This window comes from Neobacillus sp. BF23-41 (assembly GCF_041106275.1).
Genome location: NZ_JBGBPR010000004.1, coordinates 296,261 through 319,180 on the forward strand (window position 1 = coordinate 296,261; position 22,920 = coordinate 319,180).

At 39.5% G+C, this 22,920-nt stretch carries 20 protein-coding genes; 6 read left to right on the forward strand and 14 right to left on the reverse strand.

Annotated features, from left to right (window positions below):
* Positions 1 to 77: 77 nt before the first annotated feature.
* From AB7942_RS09555 to AB7942_RS09570, 4 genes are all read left to right on the forward strand, one after another.
* Positions 78 to 803, forward strand: a complete 726-nt coding sequence (locus AB7942_RS09555) for an ABC transporter ATP-binding protein (protein WP_369446642.1) — start codon at positions 78 to 80, stop codon at positions 801 to 803.
* On the forward strand, positions 800 to 1,858 hold the full coding sequence (locus AB7942_RS09560) for an ABC transporter permease (protein ID WP_369446643.1): 1,059 nt from the start codon (positions 800 to 802) through the stop codon (positions 1,856 to 1,858). The genes AB7942_RS09555 and AB7942_RS09560 overlap by 4 nt, the downstream gene beginning before the upstream one ends.
* Before the next feature lie 183 nt (positions 1,859 to 2,041).
* Complete coding sequence (locus AB7942_RS09565; protein WP_335711878.1) at positions 2,042 to 2,317, forward strand: ferritin family protein; 276 nt, start codon at positions 2,042 to 2,044, stop codon at positions 2,315 to 2,317.
* 24 nt (positions 2,318 to 2,341) lie between these two features.
* Complete coding sequence (locus AB7942_RS09570) at positions 2,342 to 2,686, forward strand: spore coat protein (RefSeq protein WP_256942474.1); 345 nt, start codon at positions 2,342 to 2,344, stop codon at positions 2,684 to 2,686.
* A gap of 91 nt (positions 2,687 to 2,777) precedes the next feature.
* Here AB7942_RS09570 and AB7942_RS09575 read toward each other — a convergent pair whose 3' ends face one another.
* The 8 genes from AB7942_RS09575 to AB7942_RS09610 form a co-directional block, all read right to left on the reverse strand.
* Entirely contained in the window at positions 2,778 to 3,323 is a 546-nt protein-coding gene (locus AB7942_RS09575) for an NADPH-dependent FMN reductase (RefSeq protein ID WP_483310854.1), read from the reverse strand.
* A 348-nt stretch (positions 3,324 to 3,671) separates the two neighbouring features.
* A complete protein-coding gene (locus tag AB7942_RS09580) occupies positions 3,672 to 4,865 on the reverse strand; it encodes a PDZ domain-containing protein (RefSeq protein WP_369446645.1) in 1,194 nt (397 codons plus the stop codon).
* A 170-nt stretch (positions 4,866 to 5,035) separates the two neighbouring features.
* Positions 5,036 to 6,490 (reverse strand): S41 family peptidase, encoded by a 1,455-nt coding sequence (locus AB7942_RS09585; protein ID WP_369446646.1) that lies wholly within the window; start codon positions 6,488 to 6,490, stop codon positions 5,036 to 5,038.
* Positions 6,491 to 6,641: 151 nt separating this feature from the next.
* Entirely contained in the window at positions 6,642 to 7,928 is a 1,287-nt protein-coding gene (locus AB7942_RS09590) for a murein hydrolase activator EnvC family protein (RefSeq protein ID WP_369446647.1), read from the reverse strand.
* A 206-nt stretch (positions 7,929 to 8,134) separates the two neighbouring features.
* Entirely contained in the window at positions 8,135 to 9,028 is an 894-nt protein-coding gene (gene ftsX, locus AB7942_RS09595) for a permease-like cell division protein FtsX (RefSeq protein WP_369446648.1), read from the reverse strand.
* Positions 9,018 to 9,704 (reverse strand): cell division ATP-binding protein FtsE, encoded by a 687-nt coding sequence (gene ftsE, locus AB7942_RS09600; RefSeq protein WP_088089609.1) that lies wholly within the window; start codon positions 9,702 to 9,704, stop codon positions 9,018 to 9,020. Before ftsE ends, ftsX begins: the two co-directional genes overlap by 11 nt.
* A gap of 250 nt (positions 9,705 to 9,954) precedes the next feature.
* Positions 9,955 to 10,287 (reverse strand): cytochrome c551, encoded by a 333-nt coding sequence (cccB, locus tag AB7942_RS09605; RefSeq protein ID WP_369446649.1) that lies wholly within the window; start codon positions 10,285 to 10,287, stop codon positions 9,955 to 9,957.
* 52 nt (positions 10,288 to 10,339) lie between these two features.
* Positions 10,340 to 11,206, reverse strand: a complete 867-nt coding sequence (locus AB7942_RS09610) for a YitT family protein (protein ID WP_088089611.1) — start codon at positions 11,204 to 11,206, stop codon at positions 10,340 to 10,342.
* 242 nt (positions 11,207 to 11,448) lie between these two features.
* On the opposite strand from AB7942_RS09610, the gene AB7942_RS09615 reads away from it, so the two are divergent.
* On the forward strand, positions 11,449 to 11,868 hold the full coding sequence (locus AB7942_RS09615; RefSeq protein WP_369446650.1) for a hypothetical protein: 420 nt from the start codon (positions 11,449 to 11,451) through the stop codon (positions 11,866 to 11,868).
* 156 nt (positions 11,869 to 12,024) lie between these two features.
* Here the strand turns inward: AB7942_RS09615 and prfB are convergent.
* Positions 12,025 to 13,126 (reverse strand): peptide chain release factor 2 gene (prfB, locus tag AB7942_RS09620; RefSeq protein WP_335437665.1). Its coding sequence is split into 2 segments (ribosomal slippage): positions 12,025 to 13,053 and positions 13,055 to 13,126, totalling 1,101 coding nucleotides; the frame shifts between segments, so codons are not numbered across the junction.
* Between the two features lie 401 nt (positions 13,127 to 13,527).
* On the opposite strand from prfB, the gene AB7942_RS09625 reads away from it, so the two are divergent.
* Entirely contained in the window at positions 13,528 to 15,483 is a 1,956-nt protein-coding gene (locus tag AB7942_RS09625) for an SEC-C metal-binding domain-containing protein (protein ID WP_369446651.1), read from the forward strand.
* Between the two features lie 361 nt (positions 15,484 to 15,844).
* On the opposite strand, the gene AB7942_RS09630 is transcribed toward AB7942_RS09625, so the two are convergent.
* The 5 genes from AB7942_RS09630 to AB7942_RS09650 all read right to left on the reverse strand — a co-directional run bounded on the left by AB7942_RS09630 (position 15,845) and on the right by AB7942_RS09650 (position 22,898).
* The gene (locus AB7942_RS09630) at positions 15,845 to 17,872 is read right to left on the reverse strand and encodes a hypothetical protein (RefSeq protein WP_369446652.1); all 2,028 of its coding nucleotides are present in this window, start codon (positions 17,870 to 17,872) and stop codon (positions 15,845 to 15,847) included.
* A 316-nt stretch (positions 17,873 to 18,188) separates the two neighbouring features.
* The gene (locus AB7942_RS09635; protein ID WP_369446653.1) at positions 18,189 to 19,874 is read right to left on the reverse strand and encodes a cytochrome c3 family protein; all 1,686 of its coding nucleotides are present in this window, start codon (positions 19,872 to 19,874) and stop codon (positions 18,189 to 18,191) included.
* A gap of 119 nt (positions 19,875 to 19,993) precedes the next feature.
* Entirely contained in the window at positions 19,994 to 20,959 is a 966-nt protein-coding gene (locus AB7942_RS09640; protein ID WP_369446654.1) for a 6-bladed beta-propeller, read from the reverse strand.
* A gap of 19 nt (positions 20,960 to 20,978) precedes the next feature.
* Complete coding sequence (locus AB7942_RS09645) at positions 20,979 to 21,695, reverse strand: tetratricopeptide repeat protein (RefSeq protein WP_369446655.1); 717 nt, start codon at positions 21,693 to 21,695, stop codon at positions 20,979 to 20,981.
* Between the two features lie 33 nt (positions 21,696 to 21,728).
* The gene (locus tag AB7942_RS09650) at positions 21,729 to 22,898 is read right to left on the reverse strand and encodes a NapC/NirT family cytochrome c (RefSeq protein ID WP_369446656.1); all 1,170 of its coding nucleotides are present in this window, start codon (positions 22,896 to 22,898) and stop codon (positions 21,729 to 21,731) included.
* Between the last annotated feature and the right edge of the window lie 22 nt (positions 22,899 to 22,920).

Below are 22,920 nucleotides of genomic sequence, written 5' to 3' on the forward strand. Positions count from 1 at the left end.
TTTTGTTTATTGCTTATCTCTCACTGAGTTGTAAAATAAAATCATAACCGCGTCAACAATCCTAGGGGGAATGATTGATGGATTCAACCATAAAAGTAGAAGAAGTCAGCAAAAGCTTTGGAAAAAAAACCGTTTTAAATGACGTCAACTTATCCATTGAGAAAGGGCAATTATTTGGGTTGATTGGACCTTCAGGGGCCGGGAAAACGACCCTTGTTAAAATGATTGTTGGCATGGATAAGGCGGATACCGGATCGATTCATGTATTAGATAAGAAAATGCCAAATCTTGCTTTACTTCAGGAAATTGGTTATATGGCCCAAGCCGACGCCTTGTATGGAGAATTAACAGGTGAAGAAAATCTGAAGTTTTTCGCTTCGCTATTCGGGTTAAATAAAGAATCACAGAAAAAGCGAATCACTTATGTTTCTAACTTAGTAAACCTGACAGATGACTTAAAGAAACGGGTAGCTGCATATTCTGGGGGGATGAAACGGCGCTTATCCCTTGCGATTGCCTTAATTCAGGATCCTAAAATATTAATCTTAGATGAACCAACTGTCGGCATTGATCCCGAATTAAAGTTGTCGATTTGGAAAGAATTCTTACGTTTGAAAAATGAAGAGCAAAAAACAATCATTGTCACCACTCATGTTATGGATGAAGCGGTGAAATGCGATTATGTTGCTATGGTCCGCGACGGCCGCATTTTAACGAGTGGAACGCCCGCAGAATTAAAGGCGTTCTACGGGACAGACGATTTTGATGAGGTATTTTTGAAGGCAGGGGTGAAACAATCATGAGAGTACTTGCGCTAATTAAAAGAATTTGTCAGCAGATGTTTCGGGACAAACGCACCTTAGCCCTGTTGTTTGTGGCACCACTACTGATTCTGACCCTGATGTACTTTTTATTCAATGGCAACACCGTCGATCCTAAATTAGGTGTCACGGGAATTGATAGTGGGTTAACAACCGCCTTTAATAAGGCAGACATTAACGTTAAAGAATACAAGTCAGTAACAAACCATACCATTCTAGATGACGACCTTGACGGACTGCTGCAGCAGGAAAGTGGAAAAATAAAGCTGATACTTCGGAATGACGATCCTACAAAAGCGAAAGCGCTGCAAATGAAGGTAAACCAAGTAATCTCGGCACAGTTCCAAGCTCAGATTATGTTGCAAAGCTCCGGAAAGGCGCCAGCGATGACACCGAAAAGTATCGATATAACCTACGTTTATGGTGATTCAGACACCGTCTTTTTTGATGTGTTAAGTCCGATCTTAGTTGGTTTCTTTGTCTTCTTTTTCGTCTTTATTATTTCAGGAATTGGATTATTACGCGAGCGGACAACGGGTACATTGGAACGGCTGATGTCTACTCCAATTCGGAGATGGGAAATCGTTACTGCCTACTTGGTTGGCTATGGACTATTCGCAGTGATTCAAACAATTATTGTTGTATTCTATGCTATCAATGTATTAGATATCGTCCTTGTCGGGTCGATATGGAATGTGCTCCTCATTAATTTAGTCTTAGCTTTGGTGGCACTCTCGCTTGGAATCCTGTTATCGACCTTCGCAGCCTCAGAATTCCAAATGATTCAGTTTATCCCGATTGCAGTTATACCACAAATATTTTTTGCAGGAATTTTTCCGCTTGAAGGGATGGCCGATTGGTTACAGGCAGTTGCAAAGGTAATGCCAATGTACTACGCAGGTGACGCATTAAAAGGTGTGATGTATAAAGGGTTTAGTTTGAGTGATATAAGCGGGGACCTTCTTGCCTTAGTGATCTTCGCCGCTATTTTCATTGTTTTGAATATCTTTTCATTGAAAAAATATCGATCCTTATGAGTATCCCCATAGCTAAAGCTAGGGGTTTTACGTTGCTTTTTGATAATCAGTTGACAGCCAAAGGACGCACATCCTTTGGTTTTTTCATGTAAAAAAATGTCTCCCTAGAAGGTTTCAGAATAACGGATGAGCCGTTTGTTCATTCTAAACAATGAAGTATAAATCTAATTAAAGGAGACCATCATGGACCAAACACAAACACAAATACCTATTCCAAACCCGCCACGCGCGATTACAACGAAAGACTTAATGTATTTAAAAGATGCGTTATCGTGGGAGCTTCTGGCGTTTAAAAAGTTCCATTCCCTAGCACAAAACGCCGAAAATCCAACCTTCAAGCAGGCGCTTGATAAGGCCGGGAGGATGCACCAGGATCATTTTAATCGATTGCTTCCTCACCTGCAAGTGAACAATAATCAAGCAATGGCAAACATACCAAGTCCTTCACAAGTCAACTAAACACCATCATGAGGAGGTACAACCGTGCAAAACCAACAAGCACAAAACAATAATCAAATCGCTAATCCGCAAACTGGACAATTGCCAAAAGTTAAAGGTCCTAATATGAATGACCGTGACTACTTGAATGATGGGCTCAGTACTTGTAAATATTTAACGGATAGCTTGAACATTGCCGTTCGTGAAGCAAGTCATGAACAACTTCATGCTGATATCCTACAAATTTTAAACGAGACGCACCAAAGCTGCCGCGAGCTGTATACCCTGATGTTCCAAAATGGCTGGTACAAACTTGAAGCCGAAGACCAGCAAAAGCTTGACCAGGCTTATCAACAATTTAGCAATTATTCAACCCAATTTCCTTATTAATGCAACCTGGCATCCTTGATGCCAGGTTCTTCCCTATTCAACTGTTTTCAAAATACAAAAAAGGGGGATGATTCATCATCCTCCCTCTTTGTTATGATCGAATTGTTTTTAATGCTCCGCTCCAACTATTCACTTCGTCAAGCATATTATTTACATTTGTAAGGTGTAATTCAGCTGGCTTGAATACACTGCCGTTTTCAAAGTCTGTAAATAATGACAAGGTTGGGTGTGTACGAACATCCGCCACTTTCAATTCGCCTAGAATTCCACGTAAATGTTCAGCTGCACGAGCTCCGCCTGTTGAACCATAACTTACGATTCCAGCAGCTTTGTCATTCCATGCTTCACGTGCAAAATCAAGGGCATTTTTTAATGCACCAGTGATGCTGTGGTTATATTCTTGAACAATGAATACAAAACCATCTAAGTTAGCAAGTTTTCCATTCCATTCAGCGATACCAGGTTCTGAACCGTCAGTTGTACCTAAGAATGGTAAATTGAAGTCCGCGATATCAACGATTTCATAGTTTGCATCGCCACGTTTGTCGGCAATCCCTTTCACCCATTCCCCTACTTGCGGGCTTACTCGTCCTTGACGTGTGCTACCTAAAATAATACCAATGTTTAATTTTGTCATTGTTTTTTCCTCCTTTGTTGTTGAATCACCAAATAGTCTACCTAAAAAACCCAACTTCAACACCACCTATAAAAATTTTTATCTAAAGAGTTACGTAGTGTTCATGAATAAACAAAACACTTATTGGCAGGATATTATCCTACTCAATATTACAGAGTAATCTTGAATTGAATTATTATCAATTAATATATCTCTAATTCAAAGTAATTTTATAATATAAAATACATCTTGTCAACGAAATAATCTTATTTGTTTTTTATGCAATTAGATTACCCAATAAAGAACGTAAAAAACCACTTAGCAATTTTTGGCTAAGTGGTTTTTTGAATTTGGTGTCAGGCACCATCGTTATCCTATTTTTTCATCATACTTGCGCTCGTCCTGAACAAAGAGGATGCCCAGTTCGTGGTGGTCACCTTCGTAAAGGGCACGTTGGAGTAAGCGAATCTCTCCATTGGTATCGAGGACCTCTAGCTTGCAGTGCGCACGGTTTTTTTGCAGGGCTTCGTAGAACACCTTTTCATCACGAACCAGCACTCCATTTGCTTTTGAGATGATTTCACCAACCTGCAGACCCATTTTACTTGCAGGGGACTCGGGAATGACACCAATAATCATCAAGCCTTGATTTTTTTTTGAAAAATAAAAAGGGAGATTATCATCCTTCATCATTGTCATTAATGTAATCAATTCACGGCCAAGGACAGCCAGAGCCGCTACCACGATCGAACTGAGCGGCAACCAATAGCCTGCGACAGAAAGTAATGTAACGAAAACCCCAAGGACGATTACCCGGCGTCCGTGAAGCTGAATGGCAACTTTGGGCAGCATCCCTTTGACTTTCTGATGAAAGCCAATCGCAAATGGCACCAGAATCAGTGAGTACTCTTGTGATCCCAGATGAAAGACTGGCCACCAATCGAATGGAAGTTGCAGTGCATTACCTGGTATAAGTAAGAACAACGGAAGCATCCAGAGGCGCTTTCCTTCATGCAACCCTACGTTTTGACCGCGTTTGCTTTTGGCAAGTTTAGGTGAGGTCCCCTTTCCGCCATTTTTAAAAATTAGGATTCCTTCTGCAATTAACATCAGTCCTAGCACAACGACAACAGAAGGATAAACCTTGTCACCCAGTGCTTGAAACGATTTCGTAAAGAGCGGGATCGACCAATTATTCTCAGCAATCAATATCATCGCGAAAAAGGCAGCCCCAATTGTATATGCAGGCGATATCCATCGAACATTTGTAGTCAGTGACCATAAAAACGTAAAGACAGCAATCAGCAGAATTGTTGCAAATGGAACGGCGATGCCTGCCGCAACAACAATAATAGAAAGAACCAGTCCGATCAGAAATCCCTGCGGAAATAACTGGCGGAGTTCAAAATAGGCATCATGTGCCCGAATATGAAAGTTTTTTCGCTCACGCTTCACTCTTGTAACGCCTAAAATCCCTGTTAGGAAAACAAGATAGTATAAAACAGGATGAAGAAATAACTTGCCTGTCCCTTTTAGAAGTTCCACAAGCCATGTTTCCACCATTTCCTGCCACCTGCCTCTATTAATTCTAGTAATTTATCATAAAAAAATCCCTTAAAGATTATTTTACCAAATTAGAACCATAAAACATATTGCTAGTTTTTAGAAAATGGCAAAAATGTTGTAACAGTTACTACCCAAAAAGAAAAACAGAGGCTAAAGCCCCTGCTTTCCTATTTGGTAATTAATCTCAATGCCGTTTGCAGCTGGAGATCGTTTTTCTCTTTTTTCATTTCAACAATCGCAGCTTCTTCAAGTTTAGCCGCTGTTTTGGGGCCGATTTTTCCTGTCGGATTCATGTTAACATGAAGTTGGAAGCCTTTTACGGCCATGGTCGTTTCCTTGCTGAAGTATCCATCCGTCCGACCAGGGGCAAATCCTAAACCAGCCAACACTTCTTGAGCATTCTTAACCTGCTCATTGTTCATATCCTCTTCCAGTGGTTTTTCTACTTGAATGGGATGGGTGGCGAATATGGCCGGTTGCTTAACGGCCACATCTGGCTGGATTCCTTTTTTATGGATCCAATTTCCATCTGGGGTCAGCCATTTAAATAACGTTAACTTGATATTGCTGCCATCCCCCATTGGGACAGCTTGTTGAACCGTGCCTTTTCCAAACGTTGTTTCCCCGATGAGCTGGTAACCTACCGCCTCTTGCAGTGAACCTGCGAGAATTTCCGATGCGGAGGCACTGCCTTTGTTGACAAGGACAAGCACTGGATAATCCTTTTTCTTCGATAGCGTCGAGAAGTAACGTTTTTTCTTACCGTCCCGCTGTTGGATTTGGACGTACGGCTTATCCTTTGGTACAAATTCTTTTAAAATCTCACCCACACTATCCAGAAGGCCACCAGGGTTTCCACGTACATCAATAATTAACCCTTTAATATTATCGTTTTCAAGGGCTGATAATTCCTTTTCAAAATCAGCAGCCGTATCCTCAGAGAAGGAGGTTAATTCAATATAGCCAATCTTTTTGCCATCCTGCTTCTTAATGGAAGCATGTACGGTCTCAAGTGGAATTTCATCACGTGTGACATCAATGGCTAGTGGATCTTTTAACCCTTTTCTCGCAATCATTAATTGAACCGTTGTGCCTTTTTTGCCGCGGATTTTTAGCGTTGCTTTATTCAAGTCAAGTCCTTCCACACTTTTTCCATTCACCTTTAATATTTGATCATTCGGCTTGATGCCTGCTTTTTCAGCCGGGGAATTTTTGAATGGTGAGACGATCACTATTTTCCCATCAACCATTCCAACTTCGGCTCCAATCCCTTCGAATGAGGATTCCAAAGTTTGTGTGAATTGTTGGGCTGTTTCCTTGTCCATATAGACGGAATACGGATCCTTTAAGACAGAAAGCATCCCTTGGATCGCGCCCTCTACTAATTTATCCTGATCCACTTTTTCAACATACCTGCTTAAAATAAGGTCATAGGCCTGCTCTACTTTTTCAAGATCAACTGTATTTTCTTCGGAAATTATTTGATTATCTTTTGGTGAATGCGCTAACTCAAGCTTCTTGTTCCCGATGTTATGATCTAATAACTGCATTCCTGCATATGTGCCCCCCGCTCCTGTCAGAAGCGAACCCGTCATCAACAGGGCAATCCATCTACGATTCATTTCAATCCTCCTCGAGTTAAAAATGCATGTCCTATCTATTTTTATAACAAGGCTCCAAATTCCTGCCCGATTATTAACTTATATGTTAGGAGTGGACGAGTTATGATTACATAAAAAAATGGAAGAAGTAAGAACTTCTCCCATTCCATTATTATAGTGGCACAATGCCCGATGGATTGATTGCCGCATGATATTGCCAACGCCCTTTGTATAGTTCAAAGTGTAAGTGCTGACCTCTGGAATCACCAGTGTTACCCATAACACCGATTTGTTGTCCTTTTTTCACGGTTGCACCTGCTCCCACCAAACTTCTTCTCATATGTGCGTAAACGGTGGTATACGTTTGACCATTTATGTTATGCAAAATATAAACTACGTTGCCATAAGTTGATGAGTAATGTGAAACATATACTTCCCCATCTGCAGCAGCGACTATTGGTACATTATCGCCCGGTTTTGCGATGTCAAAACCATAGTGGAATGATCCACCGCGACCCCCAAAGCCCGAAGTAATTACCCCAGGTGCTGGTCTTGTGAAGCTGCCACTTGAAACCTTTGGTGCAGATGATGATGCACTGCTTCCACTTGGTGCAGATGAAGAATCACTGCTTCCACCCTTAGATTGATTACTTTTAGCTTGAGCGGCTTCTCTTGCCTGACGCTCTCGCTCATTTTGGATTGACCTTTTAATGGCTGCCTCTTGAGCCGCAAGGATTTGCTCTCTCTCCTGCATATCTAGCATACCCTCATGGGCTTCTTCTTCCTGATCTTTCAGGCTAGCTAATAGTTTTTCTTTTTCTTTCTTTTGTGCACTTAATTGCTGGTTCATATTCTTTAAGTCTACAAGCATCTTCTGGAGGCTAGCAAGGTTCGTTTCTACTCGCGTTTGTTTCTCGAGAAGTTCCTTTTTGTCGGCCTCATGCTGTTCTAAAATATCCTGGTCTGCCTGCACGATGGTTGCTACTGCGTTGGCACGGTCAATGAAATCATTAAAGCTGGTGGATCCCATTAACACATCCAAATAACTAACCATTCCACCATTCTCTTGGTAGCTGCGCGCCCGTTCCTTCAAAAGCACATTACGCTTTTGAATTCGCTCCTTGATGATTTTTGTTTCAGCTTGGAGCTTAGCCACTTCGGCTTTCGTATTTTTGATCTTCTCAGTTTTATCATTTATTTTGTCAGTTGTATCATCAATCGCAAAGTCAAGACGTTTCTTTTCACTCTTAACATCTGCCTGCTGACTTTGTAAAGTTTTAATCTTATCGTTTGCTGAATTTATATCGGCTTTTATATTGGAACGTTGGTCCTGAATTTTAGTTTGTTCACCTTTCAATCCGGAAATCGATTCGGCCTCTGTTTTAACTGTTACTCCGCCAAAAATTGTTCCCAGCCCGACCGTCGTAGCAACGGCAATAGTAATTACTGATTTCTTCATTTCCGATTTTTCCTCCCATTCGCTCTATGTACAGGTTAAATCGTTCTTTATCTTTGTGTGAACGAATGTTGTTGTGTACGAAACTTTTGATGGTTCTTATGCGTTTATTCTAGTAATCTGCTTGTTCATAATAAATCAGGAAGGACATGAAGACTGCCCTTCCTGATCTAATCAAATGCACTAAACAGGTGCTCTCGTTTATCTAGTTAAACTTTCAAGAATTTTCTAACGGACATCAAACTGCCCCAAACGCCGATTAATGCGCCCATTAAAATCAAAATGCCAGAAACCTGATAGACAAACGGATCAAACGGCAAGATTTTAATAAAAGTCCCCTCTAGCTTAGGGCCAATGTAATCATAGGCACGATAGTAGGCAATCGCAATCAAGATAATGGGCAGAATGGACCCAAGAAAACCGAGCCATAATCCTTCCAAAAAGAACGGCCAGCGAATAAACGTATTCGTTGCTCCTACTAATCTCATAATCTTAATTTCTCTCCGTCTTGCAATAATCGTAATTTTAATTGTATTTGAGATTAAGAATATGGCTGTAAAGAATAAGCCGATGATTAAAACAACCCCGACGTTGCGGCTCGCTTTAATAAACTTAAATAACTTTTCAACCTTGCCCTGGCCATACTTTACCTTGGCAACAAAATTGGATTGTTTGATTTGATTCGCAACTTCCATCGTATCTGTCGGTTTTTTCGTTTTTACGATAAATACATCGTTTAAGGGATTATCCTGTTCAAAAAGTTTAAAGGACTTGCCTTCCTCACCAAGACTGCTTACTAAATTATCTAGTTCATTCTTTTTAGAGGAGAATGTTACACTTTTCACTTCAGGCATTCTTTCAATCTCACTTTTTAAGGCTTGCTGATCTTTTGGGGTTGCAGCAACATCGATGTGAACGCGAATTTGCACATCATCTTCAATGGTTTGTGCTACTCTATTAAGATTCATCATAATAACGAAAAAGACACCAACTAAAATCAAGGTAACGGTAACAGCACTAACGGATGCAAAAGTCATCCAGCCATTTCTGCTTATATTTTTAAAACTATCTCGAGCGTGACGGCCAATTGTTCTAATTTTCATAACCGTATTCACCTCTTTCATCATCACGTACTATTTTTCCACCTTCAATGGCAATAACACGATGCTGCAATGTATTTACAATCTCCCGGTTATGTGTTGCCATAACAATAGTGGTTCCTCGTGCATTAATTTCTTCAAAAATTTTCATGATTTCCCATGATGTTTCCGGGTCAAGGTTTCCAGTAGGCTCATCCGCAATGACCACTTTCGGTGAATTGACAATCGAGCGGGCAATAGAAACACGCTGTTGCTCACCACCAGAAAGCTCTGTTGGCAGCATTTTTATCTTATGCTTTAAATTTACAAGATCGAGAACTTCCATCACTCTTTTTTTAATGACTTTCGGCTGCGCTTCAATAACCTCTAAGGCAAAAGCTACATTTTCATAGACTGTTAACCGTGGTAACAGCTTGAAATCCTGAAAGACAACGCCAAGATTCCGGCGGAAAATGGGTACCTTTTTCATCTTTAATTTTGCGAGGTTGACACCATTCATTGTGATGGTCCCTGAAGTCGGAACTTCCTCACGATACATCATTTTAATGAATGTCGATTTTCCAGCACCACTTGGTCCGACAACGTAGACAAATTCGCCCTGGTTTATCCGGACGTCTATCCCATTTATGGCAGAAACCCCATTCGGGTACTTTTTATATACATCTTGTAGTTCTATCATTTTTATCACCTTTATTTAAAGACTTCTCGAATTGTGATTCGACAATAATCTTTATTTATTTGCAAAATGGACTAGGATAACAAAAAATATGTGCATAATTTCGCATAATCCTATTATAACATCATAAATTGCTAAAAAAAGCGGTAAAAATATTACAGTTTCTTTTCAAAGAATTACAAAACCCGACAAAGTTTGCGTTTTGGGCAAAAAAAAACGCTCTATCTTTTCAAATAGAACGTTTTTGTAACCTTTATTTTTTAGCTGCTAGCCATTCAGCAACTTGGTTCGCGTCATCGCCGGTAACTACGTTTGCCGGCATTTGACCTTTACCATTTTTTAAAATACCTAAAATGTCGTCCTTAGAGTACTTTGAGCCAACCTTTGTTAAGTTTGGTCCCATACCACCCGTAAGATCACCGCCATGACAGCCAGAACATTTTTGATCGAAAATCTTTGCTCCGGCATCACTGGTAACAGTGTCCGTTCCTTTGTCCGTTCCCTTGTCGTTATTGCCGCCTCCGCAGGCTGCAAGTCCCATAACTAATGCTGTTCCCATTAACAACGTAAGTAGCTTTTTCTTCATTACCTGTACCCCCTTCTGAAAATATTACCATCAATGCACTATTATACCAATCCTATGCCCGTTTGAAACCCTCTCCCAACACTTCTGCGGCATCCATAACGACCACAAACGCAGATGGATCAAGGGCTTTGACCAATTGTTTCAATTTTGTGAACTCCGTTTGGTCGACAACACACATCAGAACTGGCCGTTCATGGTCCGTAAAACCACCATATGCTGATAGTTTTGTCACACCACGGTCAATTTTATTCAAAATTCCTGCACGAACTTCTTCTTGTTTACTTGTAATGATCATTGCCATTTTTGATCTTCCAAAGCCAACCTGAACAAGGTCAATCGTTTTGCTAGTCACATAAAGGGCTATCAATGCATACAATCCCTTTTCGATATCAAACACGATGGCAGCAGTGAGCACGATTAATCCATCGATTAGGACGACACAACGGCCCAGTGTAAAACCTGTATATTTATTAATAATCTGCGCGGCAAGGTCGGTCCCGCCGGTGGATGCCTTCCCCCTAAAAACAATCCCCAAACCGAGCCCTACGCCAATTCCCCCAAACAAAGCCCCGAGTAGAGCATCATTTGTCCATGGCTCTAAATTTTTGGTAAAAAAAACAATGAACGGTAAAAAAATCGTTCCCACTAGCGTTTTGACGCCAAATTGCTTCCCTAAAAACACGATACCAGCAATGAACAAAGGTATATTAAATGCCCACTGTACATAGGCTGGTTCCCAGCCCAGCACCGTTTTTAGAATCGTACTGATGCCGCTAACTCCACCAGAAGCCACTTGGTTCGGGAGTAGGAAAACGTTAAATGCCAGACCAATAATCGCCGCCCCAATCAGAACAAATAGATAATCTATCGCCATTCTCATTTTTGGATAGGTTAGTGTAAGATTACTTAAAATATTCATAAATCTATTCTCCTCAAAAAATTGATTCTTCAGTTATAATTTCTATCAACCGAGAGTGAGTATAGCATGGGCAAATTTTGGTGTAAATGGCATTAAGTTGACGTGTTAAAGGGTTAAAATTTTTATTAGTATTTGCTAATAACGGGATTTTGATAAGGAATTTATGATTGAATACGCTGTCATTTGTTTTGCTAAAACATTATCAATAAATGTTATAATATGTTGAAAAGGAGGGGTACCAGATGGAGCAGTTGTTACGACAAATGATGGAACAAATGAATCAACAGTTTGATAAAATTGATCAACGCTTTACCGTAATTGATAAGCGATTTGATGCCATGGATGACCGGTTTGATAAAATTGAACTTAGACTTGATGCTATGGATGAACGTTTCGATAAAATTGAACTTAGGTTAGACACCATGGATCAGCGGTTTGATGCTATGGATCAGCGTTTTGATGCTATGGATCAGCGGTTTGATTCCATGGATAACGAATTCATTGGTGTGAAACAACGGTTAGATAAAGTAGAAGCAAGTATTCACTCACTCGAGGATACGGTTAAAAATAATGCCACGGAATTTAGGAGTTATTTCAGACACATCGATAACAAATTGGAACATCATGATAAAATGTTTGCAATGCTTTCTGCAGAAGTGTAGATTCAAAATTTTAGGTAAATCCACTTAAACCACAAAGTAGCGATCACACAACCTCACCATGATCGGCAAATACATCCCAAAAAATAAGCCTTTGCCGAATGGGTCAGCAAAGGCTTGATACATTTATTTCAAATCCTTGTTTAAAAAATGCCCGTGTTACGAAATCCTCGACCTTAGATACGCATCAATAAACTGATCCAAATCCCCGTCCATCACAGCTTGAACATTTCCGCTCTCGGCACTGGTCCGGTGGTCTTTCACCATCGAATACGGATGGAAGACATAAGAACGGATTTGACTTCCCCAGCCGATCTCCTTCTGTTCGCCACGAATTTCCAGAAGCTCTTGTTCTTGTCGCTCAATTTCCAATTGATATAACTTAGATTTCAGCATTTTCATTGCCGCATCACGGTTTTTAATCTGTGAGCGCTCTGATTGGCAAGTGACGACAACATTCGTTGGCAGGTGGGTAATCCGGACGGCGGAATCCGTGGTGTTGATATGCTGTCCACCCGCTCCAGTTGCACGATACGTATCAATTTTTAAATCTTCTGTCCGAACTTCTATTTGAATGTCATCATTTAACTCAGGCATCACTTCACAAGAAACGAACGAAGTATGGCGACGGCCTGAGGAATCAAATGGCGAAATCCTTACCAGACGGTGAACCCCTTTTTCCGCCTTCAGGTAGCCATAGGCATTATGACCTTTGATCGCAAGCGTAACACTCTTAATCCCAGCTTCATCCCCAGGCAAGTAATCGAGTGTCTCAACCTTAAAGCCCTTTTTCTCAGCCCAACGGGTATACATCCGCAAGAGCATCGAGCCCCAGTCCTGTGATTCTGTTCCGCCAGCACCTGGGTGAAGCTCCAAAATCGCATTATTTTTATCATACTCCTCACTCAAGAGAAGCTGCAGTTCAAATTGACTCAAGCGCCCTGTAAGCTGCCCGAGCTCATCTTCCAACTCGGTCCGCAATTCTTCATCATTTTCTTCTTTGACAAGCTCATAAGTTAATTCCAAATTTTCAAAGCTCTCATTAAGCTTGTAAAATTCATGGACCTGGTCCTTCAAACCATTTGCTTCACTAATGACGGTCTGAGCTGCTTGCTGATCATTCCAAAAGTCAGGATGCAGCATCTCATCATCTAGCTCAGCAATTCTCGCTTCCTTATTATCAAGGTCAAAGAGACCCCCTAAAGTCCGCTAATTTCTTAGCTGTTCTTTCAAGTTCATTACGAATTTCTGCTAATTCCATTTTCTTCACCTCTATAAAAATTAAAAATATGACCTGTATTGTATTTTATTCCGAAAATCAATTGTCAGTTCCTTAACCATTATAGCGTGATAACCGTATAAAATTCAAAGTTTGGTCTTAAAAAGGCACAAACCTGTTGTTAAGGAATGATCGACAAATCTTTATTTGGATCATCCAAGACATAAAATATCATTTCAATCATATTTCATTAGTATTTTTATATTTCTGCCTGTCAAAAATGGTACTATTAAATTAAGTGGAAAGTGGATGAAATCCACATTATATTAGCTATTTTATACATAATTCACCTTTTAACATGAATGAACATACTACATCATGCAATTAGTGCGCTGGATAAATAAATAAATAAATAAATAGGGTAATCAAAGGAGCGGAATGAGTTGGAGAAAATAAACCGGAATGGTCCTTGTCCATGCGGAAGTGGGAAAAAGTATAAAAAGTGCTGCGGGGCTAATGAAGCCGTATCGATTACCGATATGATTGATAGTGAAATCGACGTCCTGCAAAAGCATATACTCCATTATACTTACTATCACTTCGGGCCAGAAATACAAGAGGATTTCGAAGTCCTTGAAGAAATGATTGAAATCGATAATGAACAGGAACGAGAATTTTATGAGTTGATTCATGCCATTTGGTTTACTCTTTTTGAGGGATTAGATGATGGGGAAACCATTATCGAGAAGTTTATTGCGGCTGAGATTGGGAAAATTAAACGGCCTAAATTAAGAAAGATTTTACAAACATGGACGGAAGCTCGAACGATTGCTGGAAAAGTCCTTGTCGTTGAAAATAATAGAGTTACGGTGGAGGACGGCTTTACCTCTGAAGAATTTGAAGCAATCATTGCGAATGTGCCTATCACGGTTGAAGAAGGTTCCTTCTTCGTAGGAATCTTGGTTCCCTATGACCAAAATTATGTCTTCTTTCCATCTCCCTTTGATTTACCAGACCTAAAACCTGAAGATGCTTTTTCATACATTGAAGTTAGCAGTATCGAAGCAGATTACGACTCACCCCAGGAATACTTAACTGACTTTTTCCTGGAGGTCTTGAGCGAACTTCCGATGGTCGGCAGTTTTTTGGAAATCGATGAAATGGATTGGCCGGCACCAATCTATAAAGAAGTCGCCGAAATCTTTAAGCAACAGTTGGAATCTCTTGATGTACCAGCATCCATAGTCGACACGGGGGTTATTCTCTGGCTGAGTTTTTGCCAGAAAAGGCAAAAGCGAATCCAAAATCCGAATCTGTATGTTGCCGCCCTCCAATACCTAGTGTCAACGATTGCACCGTTGGAAAAAACGTATACGCAAAAGGAGCTCGCCAAGCTGTATAGTGTTTCTACTGGATCTGTTTCCTCCATATTCACAGAATTGGAAACGGCATTACATCCGGAAATTGCCGAGTTGATTGGAATGGTCTATGGGGTAGATGAAGCGCCGCTACTGCCGCCTTTTGAAAAGGCACCTGTTATAGATTTCCCAAGAAAAAGCGCACCCGCGGCTGAAGAATCAAGGAAAGCAGAAGCGATTCGGGATTCATCTGTTCAAACACTGACACTTGTCGATACTTCATCTAAAAAAACTAAAAGCCCAGTTCGTAAAGTTTCAAAGCGGGATGAAGAGAGGGCTAAAAATTTAATTTACGACGCCTATCAATCGGACGGCCAGCAGCGTTATAAGCTGGCAGAAGAAGCCATAACGCTGAACCCTAATTGTTCGGATGCCTATGTCATCCTTGCTGAAAAAACAAAAGGTCTCGAAGAAGCCATCTTGCTCTATGAAAAAGGCATCCAGGCGGGGGAACGAGAACTTGGTAAAGCGTTTTTCAAGGAGAACAAAGGGTACTTCTGGGGGTTAATTGAAACAAGACCCTTCATGCGTGCGAAACTACATTACGCAGAGGCCTTGTCTCTGATCGGAAAAATAAACGAGGCCATCCTCCAATATGAAGAATTGCTAGAACTCAATCCAATGGATAACCAAGGCGTTCGTTACTCGTTGTTTGTAGCCTACCTAGATGCGGGAGACAATAAGAAAGCTAGTGACTTGCTCTACCAATATGAAGAGGAGTCAGCCCAAACTTCATACAATAAGTTGTTGCTTGAGATCCAAGAAAGAGGCTTTACTGCGAAGGCCGCGAAACTGCTGAAGGAAGCAAAAAAAGATAATAAGTATGTGATTAGCTATTTAGCAGGCAAAAAACGCCTGCCCGCCTATCCACCTGACTATTACGGGTTTGGTGATGAAAATGAAGCGATTGTTTATGCCGATATGCATTTGCATTTGTGGAAGAAGATTGATGGGTTGGTTGAGTGGTTGAAAAACAAATAAAGCTAACATTTTCTTTTGGCGACGGTCCTCAGTATATCTTTAAAGCCCCCGGTAATTCTTACCGAGGGCTTTTTTGAAGGATGATTATCAAGATAAACGAAAATTAACGAATTCCGTTGATCATATTTTTTATTGGAGAGGTCATAGGGGAAGTTGGGTATGAAAAATTACAGCATCATGTCACTAACAGATGCGTATATTTGTTGCAAAGAAGTTTGTTAACTTTTGTCAACAGGTGAGATATGGTCAAACTTAAATACTATTTTATCCCCTATATCTACAGTAAATGCAAAAATAATAACTACTAACGTAACCCTGTGGAGAACAATAAAAAAATCGAGAGGTAAATCCTCTCGATTTTTTATGGACTATTGATTGTTATAGGACCGTGTACTGCCTCGATAAATGAATTGTTACTACTATGACAGTTTGAACAAGCTTCGATACTGTTCTGGGCGTGACCAGATTTTGCCCTTTCATTCGTGGTGAATAGTGAATCACCATTTTCATCGTAAATTGCTTTCCCTGTGATACCGTAAATTGATGTTTTACCGTTGTGACAAGTTATGCAGAATTCTCGTTTCTTTTGGTCAGTCCAATCTTCTTCATTGCTTAGAGAAAAATCACTTTGATTTTCATGACCTAATTTATCTTTTAATAATAGTAGATTTTTTGCCCCATGTGTTTCGTGACACTCAGCACAAGGAATTTGACCATTTAGTTTACTGCCGTCAATAGCTGTAATAATATGTTTTGATTCCTCATTAGTATAAGAACTTAATATATCTTTTGCATTTTTCAATTTGTTCTCGCTGTTATGACAGCTAAAACATAAGTTATAATCTTCAACTTCAGAAATTTCACTAGTAGTGTCATCTTCAACTAGAGCTGTTTTTGTTATTTCCCCTACTGCGTTATTTTGTTTCCGATAGTGCAGAACTTTATAACCACCAGTCTCTTCCGCTTTCTTTTTGTATGAATAAGTATACCTTCCATGGCAGGATTCACATAGTTGGATATTACTATCAATCTTACCAACCGTAGTTTCCTCCCATTTATCATCCGCTTGATGTTCATAAACGAAATGATCCTTTAATAAGTTAGGATTTCCCTGACTCCATGACAAGTGTGGATTATGGCAAGAAGTACAAGAGCCAGCTTTAGTTTTGTGGTCTAATCCTAGTTCAGTATCGTGTTTATTCGATATAGAGTTACCCGCCTTAAGTGGGCTTGTTATAGTTCCATCATGACAAACTAAACAATAACTTTGATTTACATCTTTGCCTTCCAAGCTTTTGTTCGCTGCCACATGAGTATTATGGCAGATACTACAACTGTTGGTATTATTGTTATAAAATCCATGGGGCTGCTCTCGTAAATCTTTCATTTCTTCGAGTGTGTACCCGTTAATAGGATGATTTTTAACCTGATTGGTTACAGTTGAAAATTTCTTGATTAAAGGAAAAAAAATACGTCCGTCATCTGCAAGGAGTGTCGTATCATTAGGTTGAACATTAGAAAACAAACTGGAATTAAATTTCAAATAATATGTTTCCCCAGGTTTTAGATTATTCAAGGATATTTCTATTTTATTATTATCCGTTCTAGGTCTAACGTTACTCTCGATTGGTTCATTATTTTTATCATAGACAACGAATGGATTAACAATTGTATGGGAAAGTTCTTCACTAAGTTCAATTACAATTACCTGATTTAAAGAAATTCTTGTGATGTCATCTTCTTTCAAAATATCAATATCAGCAGTTACATCTTCTTCTCTAGAACCCCCGTCTGCACCGTCAACTTTCTCTCTGTATTTAAAAACATTCATTGTAATAGATTTTATATAGGGACGTTGAACAGGAATAGTTACTGTATTATTCATTTCATCAGTGGCTTGTATTTTAACCTTGTTTTGTTTTATTGATAATATATCGATTGTAAATGTCCAATCCCCAGATATAGGAGTGATTTCTACTTCTCGGTCTGGATAGATTAATTTCATAGTTATCGGTTTATCAATAGCCTGATTATCAGAGACCGTCCCATTAACTTGAACCCCGGTACTAGTTAATGTAGTACTCTTAATTATAATTATAGGAGGAGTTGTATCCGGTTCAGGAACTGGGTCTACTGCTGAAACTGTACCTTCAGTTGAGATGGGGCTTTCAACGGTTGATGGGGCTTCAGCTTGAATTGGATCTTCTGTGGGGACTGGACTTACTGCTGGAGTTTGGGTTTCAGCTGGGGCTGGGCTTTCAACTGGGTCTAAGCTTTCAGGTGGGACTGTATCCTCAGCTATAACTCTAGAGGGTAAAATGATGGAGATAACCATAAATAGTACGACTAATATCATGTTAAATTGCTTGATTTTTATTTGTGAGTTCAAAATTGGTCATTCCCTTTTGTTTCGACATGTGTATTTGGATGCTTAGTTCTATCTGATGATTAACATGTTTATAAGTTTATAAATATTTAAATGCAAATATCCAATAATCTACATTATTATTATACTTTTATTGTTAATGTAATAGGGTAACAGAACTGTGAACAATAATTGACAAATTTGTGTAGTTAATAATTTACAATTTTGTGAACTTATGCTTAAATAAAAACAAGAAACAGCCCACCGAAGTGAGCTGCCTCTTCAATCTTAAATATTCCATTCAGGGCTATCAAATAGTAGGGCTATTTGGTAGCTTTTTTTAATAGTCGAACTCAATTCCGTTACGATCGTTATCTTCATCTGCAGTTGGATTGTATTGGAATGTGTCAGTATTTCTTGTACCTTCAGAGTGTGAAGATGTATGACATCCCCAACATACAGCCATGTTAGTGTAACGTTTTAAAGCAGAAGATGGGTTTTTATCGATCATGTAATCTTTTGCTAATGTTTCACGAGCAGTTGGATCAGTTACAGTTGAGAAGTAATTAGAATCACCAACGATGTCAGCTACTTTTTTACCTCGAGCGTCTCTCATAATGGTTACGTCAGTACCGTGTGCATAGTGACAGCGTACGCAAGTGTAGCTATCAGACGTTGTAGTGTGACGGTATGCATGATCAAATGTGCCAGTTTCAGTACCAGATTTAGCTAGGTAATCAGTATGACAAGCAGCACAGAAACCAGACATTGCGACACCGCGGTTTGATTTATAACCTGGGTTATTAGAACCATCAGCTAATTTGCTAGCCCATAGAGAAGATGCAGTAGTTGTAGTTACATTGTTTGCATCGGGAGCAGAAACGTCTAATTTTACTACATAACCACGAGCTACGTTACCACTTACTAATGAATTAACTGTAGCCACTAAAGCTGTTTTTACAGCAGGGACTCCAGCGAAACCATTACCTAAAATTTCACCTTTTTTAAGTTGATCTGTATCAAATACTTCTTTACCAGTACCGTCTTTGAAAGCTGTCCAGTAATGTTTTACGTGAGCTTCGTCGAAGTCATAACCATGTAACCATGGATCAGTATCGTTTACATATGCAGTGCCATTCCATTTCATTAATTGAAGTACAGTATCACCAGTAGTTAATCCTTTTGCAGAATAAGCAGCAGGAACTGTTGCTCCAATTGTAGAACGATAGAGAACATAGTTAATTGTTACATCTGCACCAGTTGCATCTTTGTAAGTATAGTCTCCACCAGCAACTTTTGATGTAATATCAGTTACTACAGGAACGTTTTCTAATCTTTTACCGCCTTTATCAGCAGTTAGGTTACCCATACCATTTGGATCTGTGTGTAATAAACGATCAGAGTAAGATCCGTGTGGTGCGTGACAGCTTGCACAAGTGAATTCTGCAGTCCAGTTATCTGTACCGTCAGTTTTTCCACCAGGTGCTGCTTTTAATTCTACAGTACCGTTAGCTAAGTGAACAGACATGTTACCATCATGTGTTCCGCCGAATGTACCAGCAGAATCAGAACCAGTAAATACGTTGTAGAAGCCTAATGTCCCGTCATGACATGCTGTACAAGTTGCATATTCACCGTCTTTGAACAATAAGTTCTTAGATGCGCCTGTATGTGTTTGGTGACAGCTAGCACAAGAGTTAGTGTTGTTCATGTATGAACCGTGTGTACGCTGTGTTCCGTGTGATCCGTCTGCCTTAACCATGTCATCAGATTTGATAACTTGGTTAAATGTTGAACCATCATTAGTACCTACACCAATACCAGTTTTGTTGGCGTTGTTTTTGTCAACACCATTGTAGTTGTTGTCTTTAGCAGTATCAGTTGTAACTACACCTGCTTTAACATCCGCAGGATCCCCAGGTGGTGTTGCAACAGGATTACTACCTGCAGCAGATACCACGATGCTAAACATTCCTACTAACATTAATGTTAGCAGGAATGAAAAGCTTACTTTAATCTTACTCATTCCAAAAACCTCCCATAATTCTCTCTTTTTCTCTCTCTTTTTTTTAAATCTAAAACTATGAAATTACAACGTTGATCCTAATTTGAGGCATCACCTCCTTATATAGATCGATAGTTTGTTTAATAGTAAAGTGCAACCCGTTGATTCAAGGTGTCGGTAATATATACTCGGTCGTTGTCATCTACATATAAGCCATTTGGAAGATAGAATTGTTCGTTTTGATCTCCCATAGAACCAAAGGTAAAGACTTGCTCACCTTTTTCATTAAAACCATAAATCGTGTGAGATAGATTGTTTACTACGTATAGAATGCCGCGTGAATCAACGCCTATTCCACGTGGGTTAACAAAAACGGATGATCCTTTGCCGTCTTTTGAACCGTTAATAGTTCGTAGATATTTTCCTTTTTGATCATAAGCTAAAATTCGTTGATTTCCAGAATCTGAAACAAAGAGTTCACCAGTTTTCTTATCTAAAGCAATAGCATTTGGAGCCTTAAATTTGTCATCTTTATTAGCACCAGTGCTAATTTCTAGCAACTTTTCGCCAGTAAGTTTAAAGACAAAAACTTTGTTTTGTTGAACATCTGTCACATATAATTTTTCATCAAAGATACGAATGCCTGCAGGTGTTTTTAATAATTTCTTTTTGTCATCAAAGTATTTAATAAATTTCCCTTTTTGATCATGTATTGATATTTTTCCATTATATAGATCTGCTACATAGACATTTCCTTCCTTATCACCGGCAATCCCATAAGGAAATTTAAATTGACCTTTTCCTTCTCCCTCTTCACCAAACTTAAATATTGGTGTTCCTGCTGTATCAAATACTTGAACACGCTTGTTATTGGTATCAGAGACATATAGAAACTCACCAATTTTTGCAATATCCATTGGTTTATCCAATGAATTATCAAAGTCACCATAGATCAGTTGGCTAAAGGTAGGTGGAGCGTCAGGGTTAACTAAATTAGGTGCTTTTTTTACAACAGATTGCATATTCAGAAAGTAGATAGCAACAAATGCAGCAATTGTAAGAACAACTATCCCGCTCATCCACTTATAGACGGTCTTTTTCTTCATTGTTTTTCAACCCCTATAGCTATTTTTTAGCGACTCTTTCAAGTCCTTCTAATGCTGGTTTATACAGAGGGTCGTAACTAAGTGCGTCCTTGTAGATTTGTTCAGCATTCTTCTTGTCACCTTGATCTTCTGCGACTCTACCAACTTCGTAAATAATATCAGTATTTGCAGGCATTAATTTATTGGCTTCGTTAAGAGCTTCAATAGCTTCTTTATACATTTTAAGTTTCCTATAGGTCATTCCCATTAAAAGAAAACCTTTGTAATCTTTTGGTGAGATTTCTGTTGCTTTTTGTGCCATTTTTACTGAATCATTAAGGCGATTTTCCTTATTGTAGACAAGACCTAAGTTAAAGTAGGCATCGAAATAATTCTTATCTAAATCCGTAGCCATTTTATATTGTGTAATAGCTTCGTCGTTATCACCATTTAAGAAGTAGGCGTAACCGAGATTGACATGGGACTTGGGATCATTAGGCTTCGCATCAGCAACTGCTTTTGCGCTATCTAATTGCTCAGCTAAACGATCATTATCATACTTAGACCAAAAATACTTTTGGCTGACATAATAACAGGCACCAACCGAGATAACTAGAGTCAGAATCAAATTCAGAAGCGTTTGCCACCATTTGAATTTTTCACTTTTCGTATCATTACTTTTTTTCCTCTTTTTTTCAGGTTCTTGTTTTGATCGTGTTTCTTGTTCTTGGTTGAGCGGTTGTTCTTGAGCTTCCATACGAACCCTCCTAATCTAGCAAATGCCGTCTGCCTATTTTATATGGCAGGCTGAACATGTCCTTTTTACGTGACAGGTATAACAAAAATCCGTTACTTTTTGATTTTCAGAAAGTGTTACAGGATGCCTTTCTTTATCGAATCCCTTATGCATTGCAGGATGGCAAGATGAGCAGGCGACCATTGTGGTTTTAACACCACCTGCTGATTGGTAGTTATGGCAGGCTAAACATTGCTGTTTAGCCTTTGATGCCTGAATACCATGGTCCATCATCCAACGGTTGCTGTGGCTTGCAGGACGTTTGCTATGGCAATCCTTACAAAAGGTATTATCTTTCGCATAGTCATAATGACTTTTTTTCTTCTGTGCTACCTCAATATCTTTTTTAAGGTAGCTTGTTAAGTCAGAAACCTGATCGTAACCCTCAACAGGTTCGGTCGACATATCCTTATGGCACTGATTACACTTTTGCAAATTATTGGCTGCTTGTTTCCCATGGGTCTTTGTTGCAAAATCTGTCTTTTTATGAGTCTTTGGAATCATTCCTGTTGTATGACAAGCAGAACATTTCGTTGTAACTTTGCGTGCTTTATGACACTCAATACAAGTGTCCATATCTGGACGAATGAATTTAATATCAGCCATCGCTGCTGTTCCTACCTTGCTGTCCCACTTATCGTAGTCCGTTGTGAATGTCATTTTTCGATCGGCAATTTTACCGTGGGCAACCCCGCTATGACACTGGATACATTCAACACCTTCAGTTTTATGTTTGTCATGAGGGATAATAATGTCCCCAGACGGTGTTACCTCTCTTTTAAAGACGTCATGACAGGATTCACACGCACTATCTTTGATTGCACCCGGCATTCGAATCGGTGCAGCCGAGGTTGCTGATCCTGATGAATGATTTCTTACTTGTTCAACTACCCCTTTAGCTTTATCTTTCGCTAATTCCTTCAACACAGGATCGGTGTGACAGCTGGTACAATCCAATTCACTGTGTGTGGAGGCTTTCCATGTATAGACCTCCGGTTTCATTTCATGACAGGATGCGCAAAATTCTGAGCTGGAAGTTGTTTCTATCCCCACGAAGCTGAGTCCAAAGAAGATGGCTAGAAACAACAATGTTAATGTTGCAATTTTTATTAATATATAGCGAAAACGGGGAGGGGCCGACCGCGTTTCTCGTTCTTCTTCCATAAAGCGACCCTCCTGTTCAAAA

Coding starts and splice junctions, on each gene's coding strand:
- cccB (WP_369446649.1), bottom strand. CDS start 10,287: ATGAAGAAAAAGCTACTTACGTTGTTAATGGGAACAGCATTAGTTATG.
- ftsE (WP_088089609.1), bottom strand. CDS start 9,704: ATGATAGAACTACAAGATGTATATAAAAAGTACCCGAATGGGGTTTCT.
- ftsX (WP_369446648.1), bottom strand. CDS start 9,028: ATGAAAATTAGAACAATTGGCCGTCACGCTCGAGATAGTTTTAAAAAT.
- AB7942_RS09645 (WP_369446655.1), bottom strand. CDS start 21,695: ATGGAAGCTCAAGAACAACCGCTCAACCAAGAACAAGAAACACGATCA.
- AB7942_RS09580 (WP_369446645.1), bottom strand. CDS start 4,865: ATGGTGGAAACATGGCTTGTGGAACTTCTAAAAGGGACAGGCAAGTTA.
- AB7942_RS09575 (WP_483310854.1), bottom strand. CDS start 3,323: ATGACAAAATTAAACATTGGTATTATTTTAGGTAGCACACGTCAAGGA.
- AB7942_RS09635 (WP_369446653.1), bottom strand. CDS start 19,874: ATGAGTAAGATTAAAGTAAGCTTTTCATTCCTGCTAACATTAATGTTA.
- AB7942_RS09560 (WP_369446643.1), top strand. CDS start 800: ATGAGAGTACTTGCGCTAATTAAAAGAATTTGTCAGCAGATGTTTCGG.
- AB7942_RS09585 (WP_369446646.1), bottom strand. CDS start 6,490: ATGAATCGTAGATGGATTGCCCTGTTGATGACGGGTTCGCTTCTGACA.
- AB7942_RS09640 (WP_369446654.1), bottom strand. CDS start 20,959: ATGAAGAAAAAGACCGTCTATAAGTGGATGAGCGGGATAGTTGTTCTT.
- AB7942_RS09610 (WP_088089611.1), bottom strand. CDS start 11,206: ATGAATATTTTAAGTAATCTTACACTAACCTATCCAAAAATGAGAATG.
- AB7942_RS09590 (WP_369446647.1), bottom strand. CDS start 7,928: ATGAAGAAATCAGTAATTACTATTGCCGTTGCTACGACGGTCGGGCTG.
- AB7942_RS09555 (WP_369446642.1), top strand. CDS start 78: ATGGATTCAACCATAAAAGTAGAAGAAGTCAGCAAAAGCTTTGGAAAA.
- AB7942_RS09565 (WP_335711878.1), top strand. CDS start 2,042: ATGGACCAAACACAAACACAAATACCTATTCCAAACCCGCCACGCGCG.
- AB7942_RS09615 (WP_369446650.1), top strand. CDS start 11,449: ATGGAGCAGTTGTTACGACAAATGATGGAACAAATGAATCAACAGTTT.
- AB7942_RS09650 (WP_369446656.1), bottom strand. CDS start 22,898: ATGGAAGAAGAACGAGAAACGCGGTCGGCCCCTCCCCGTTTTCGCTAT.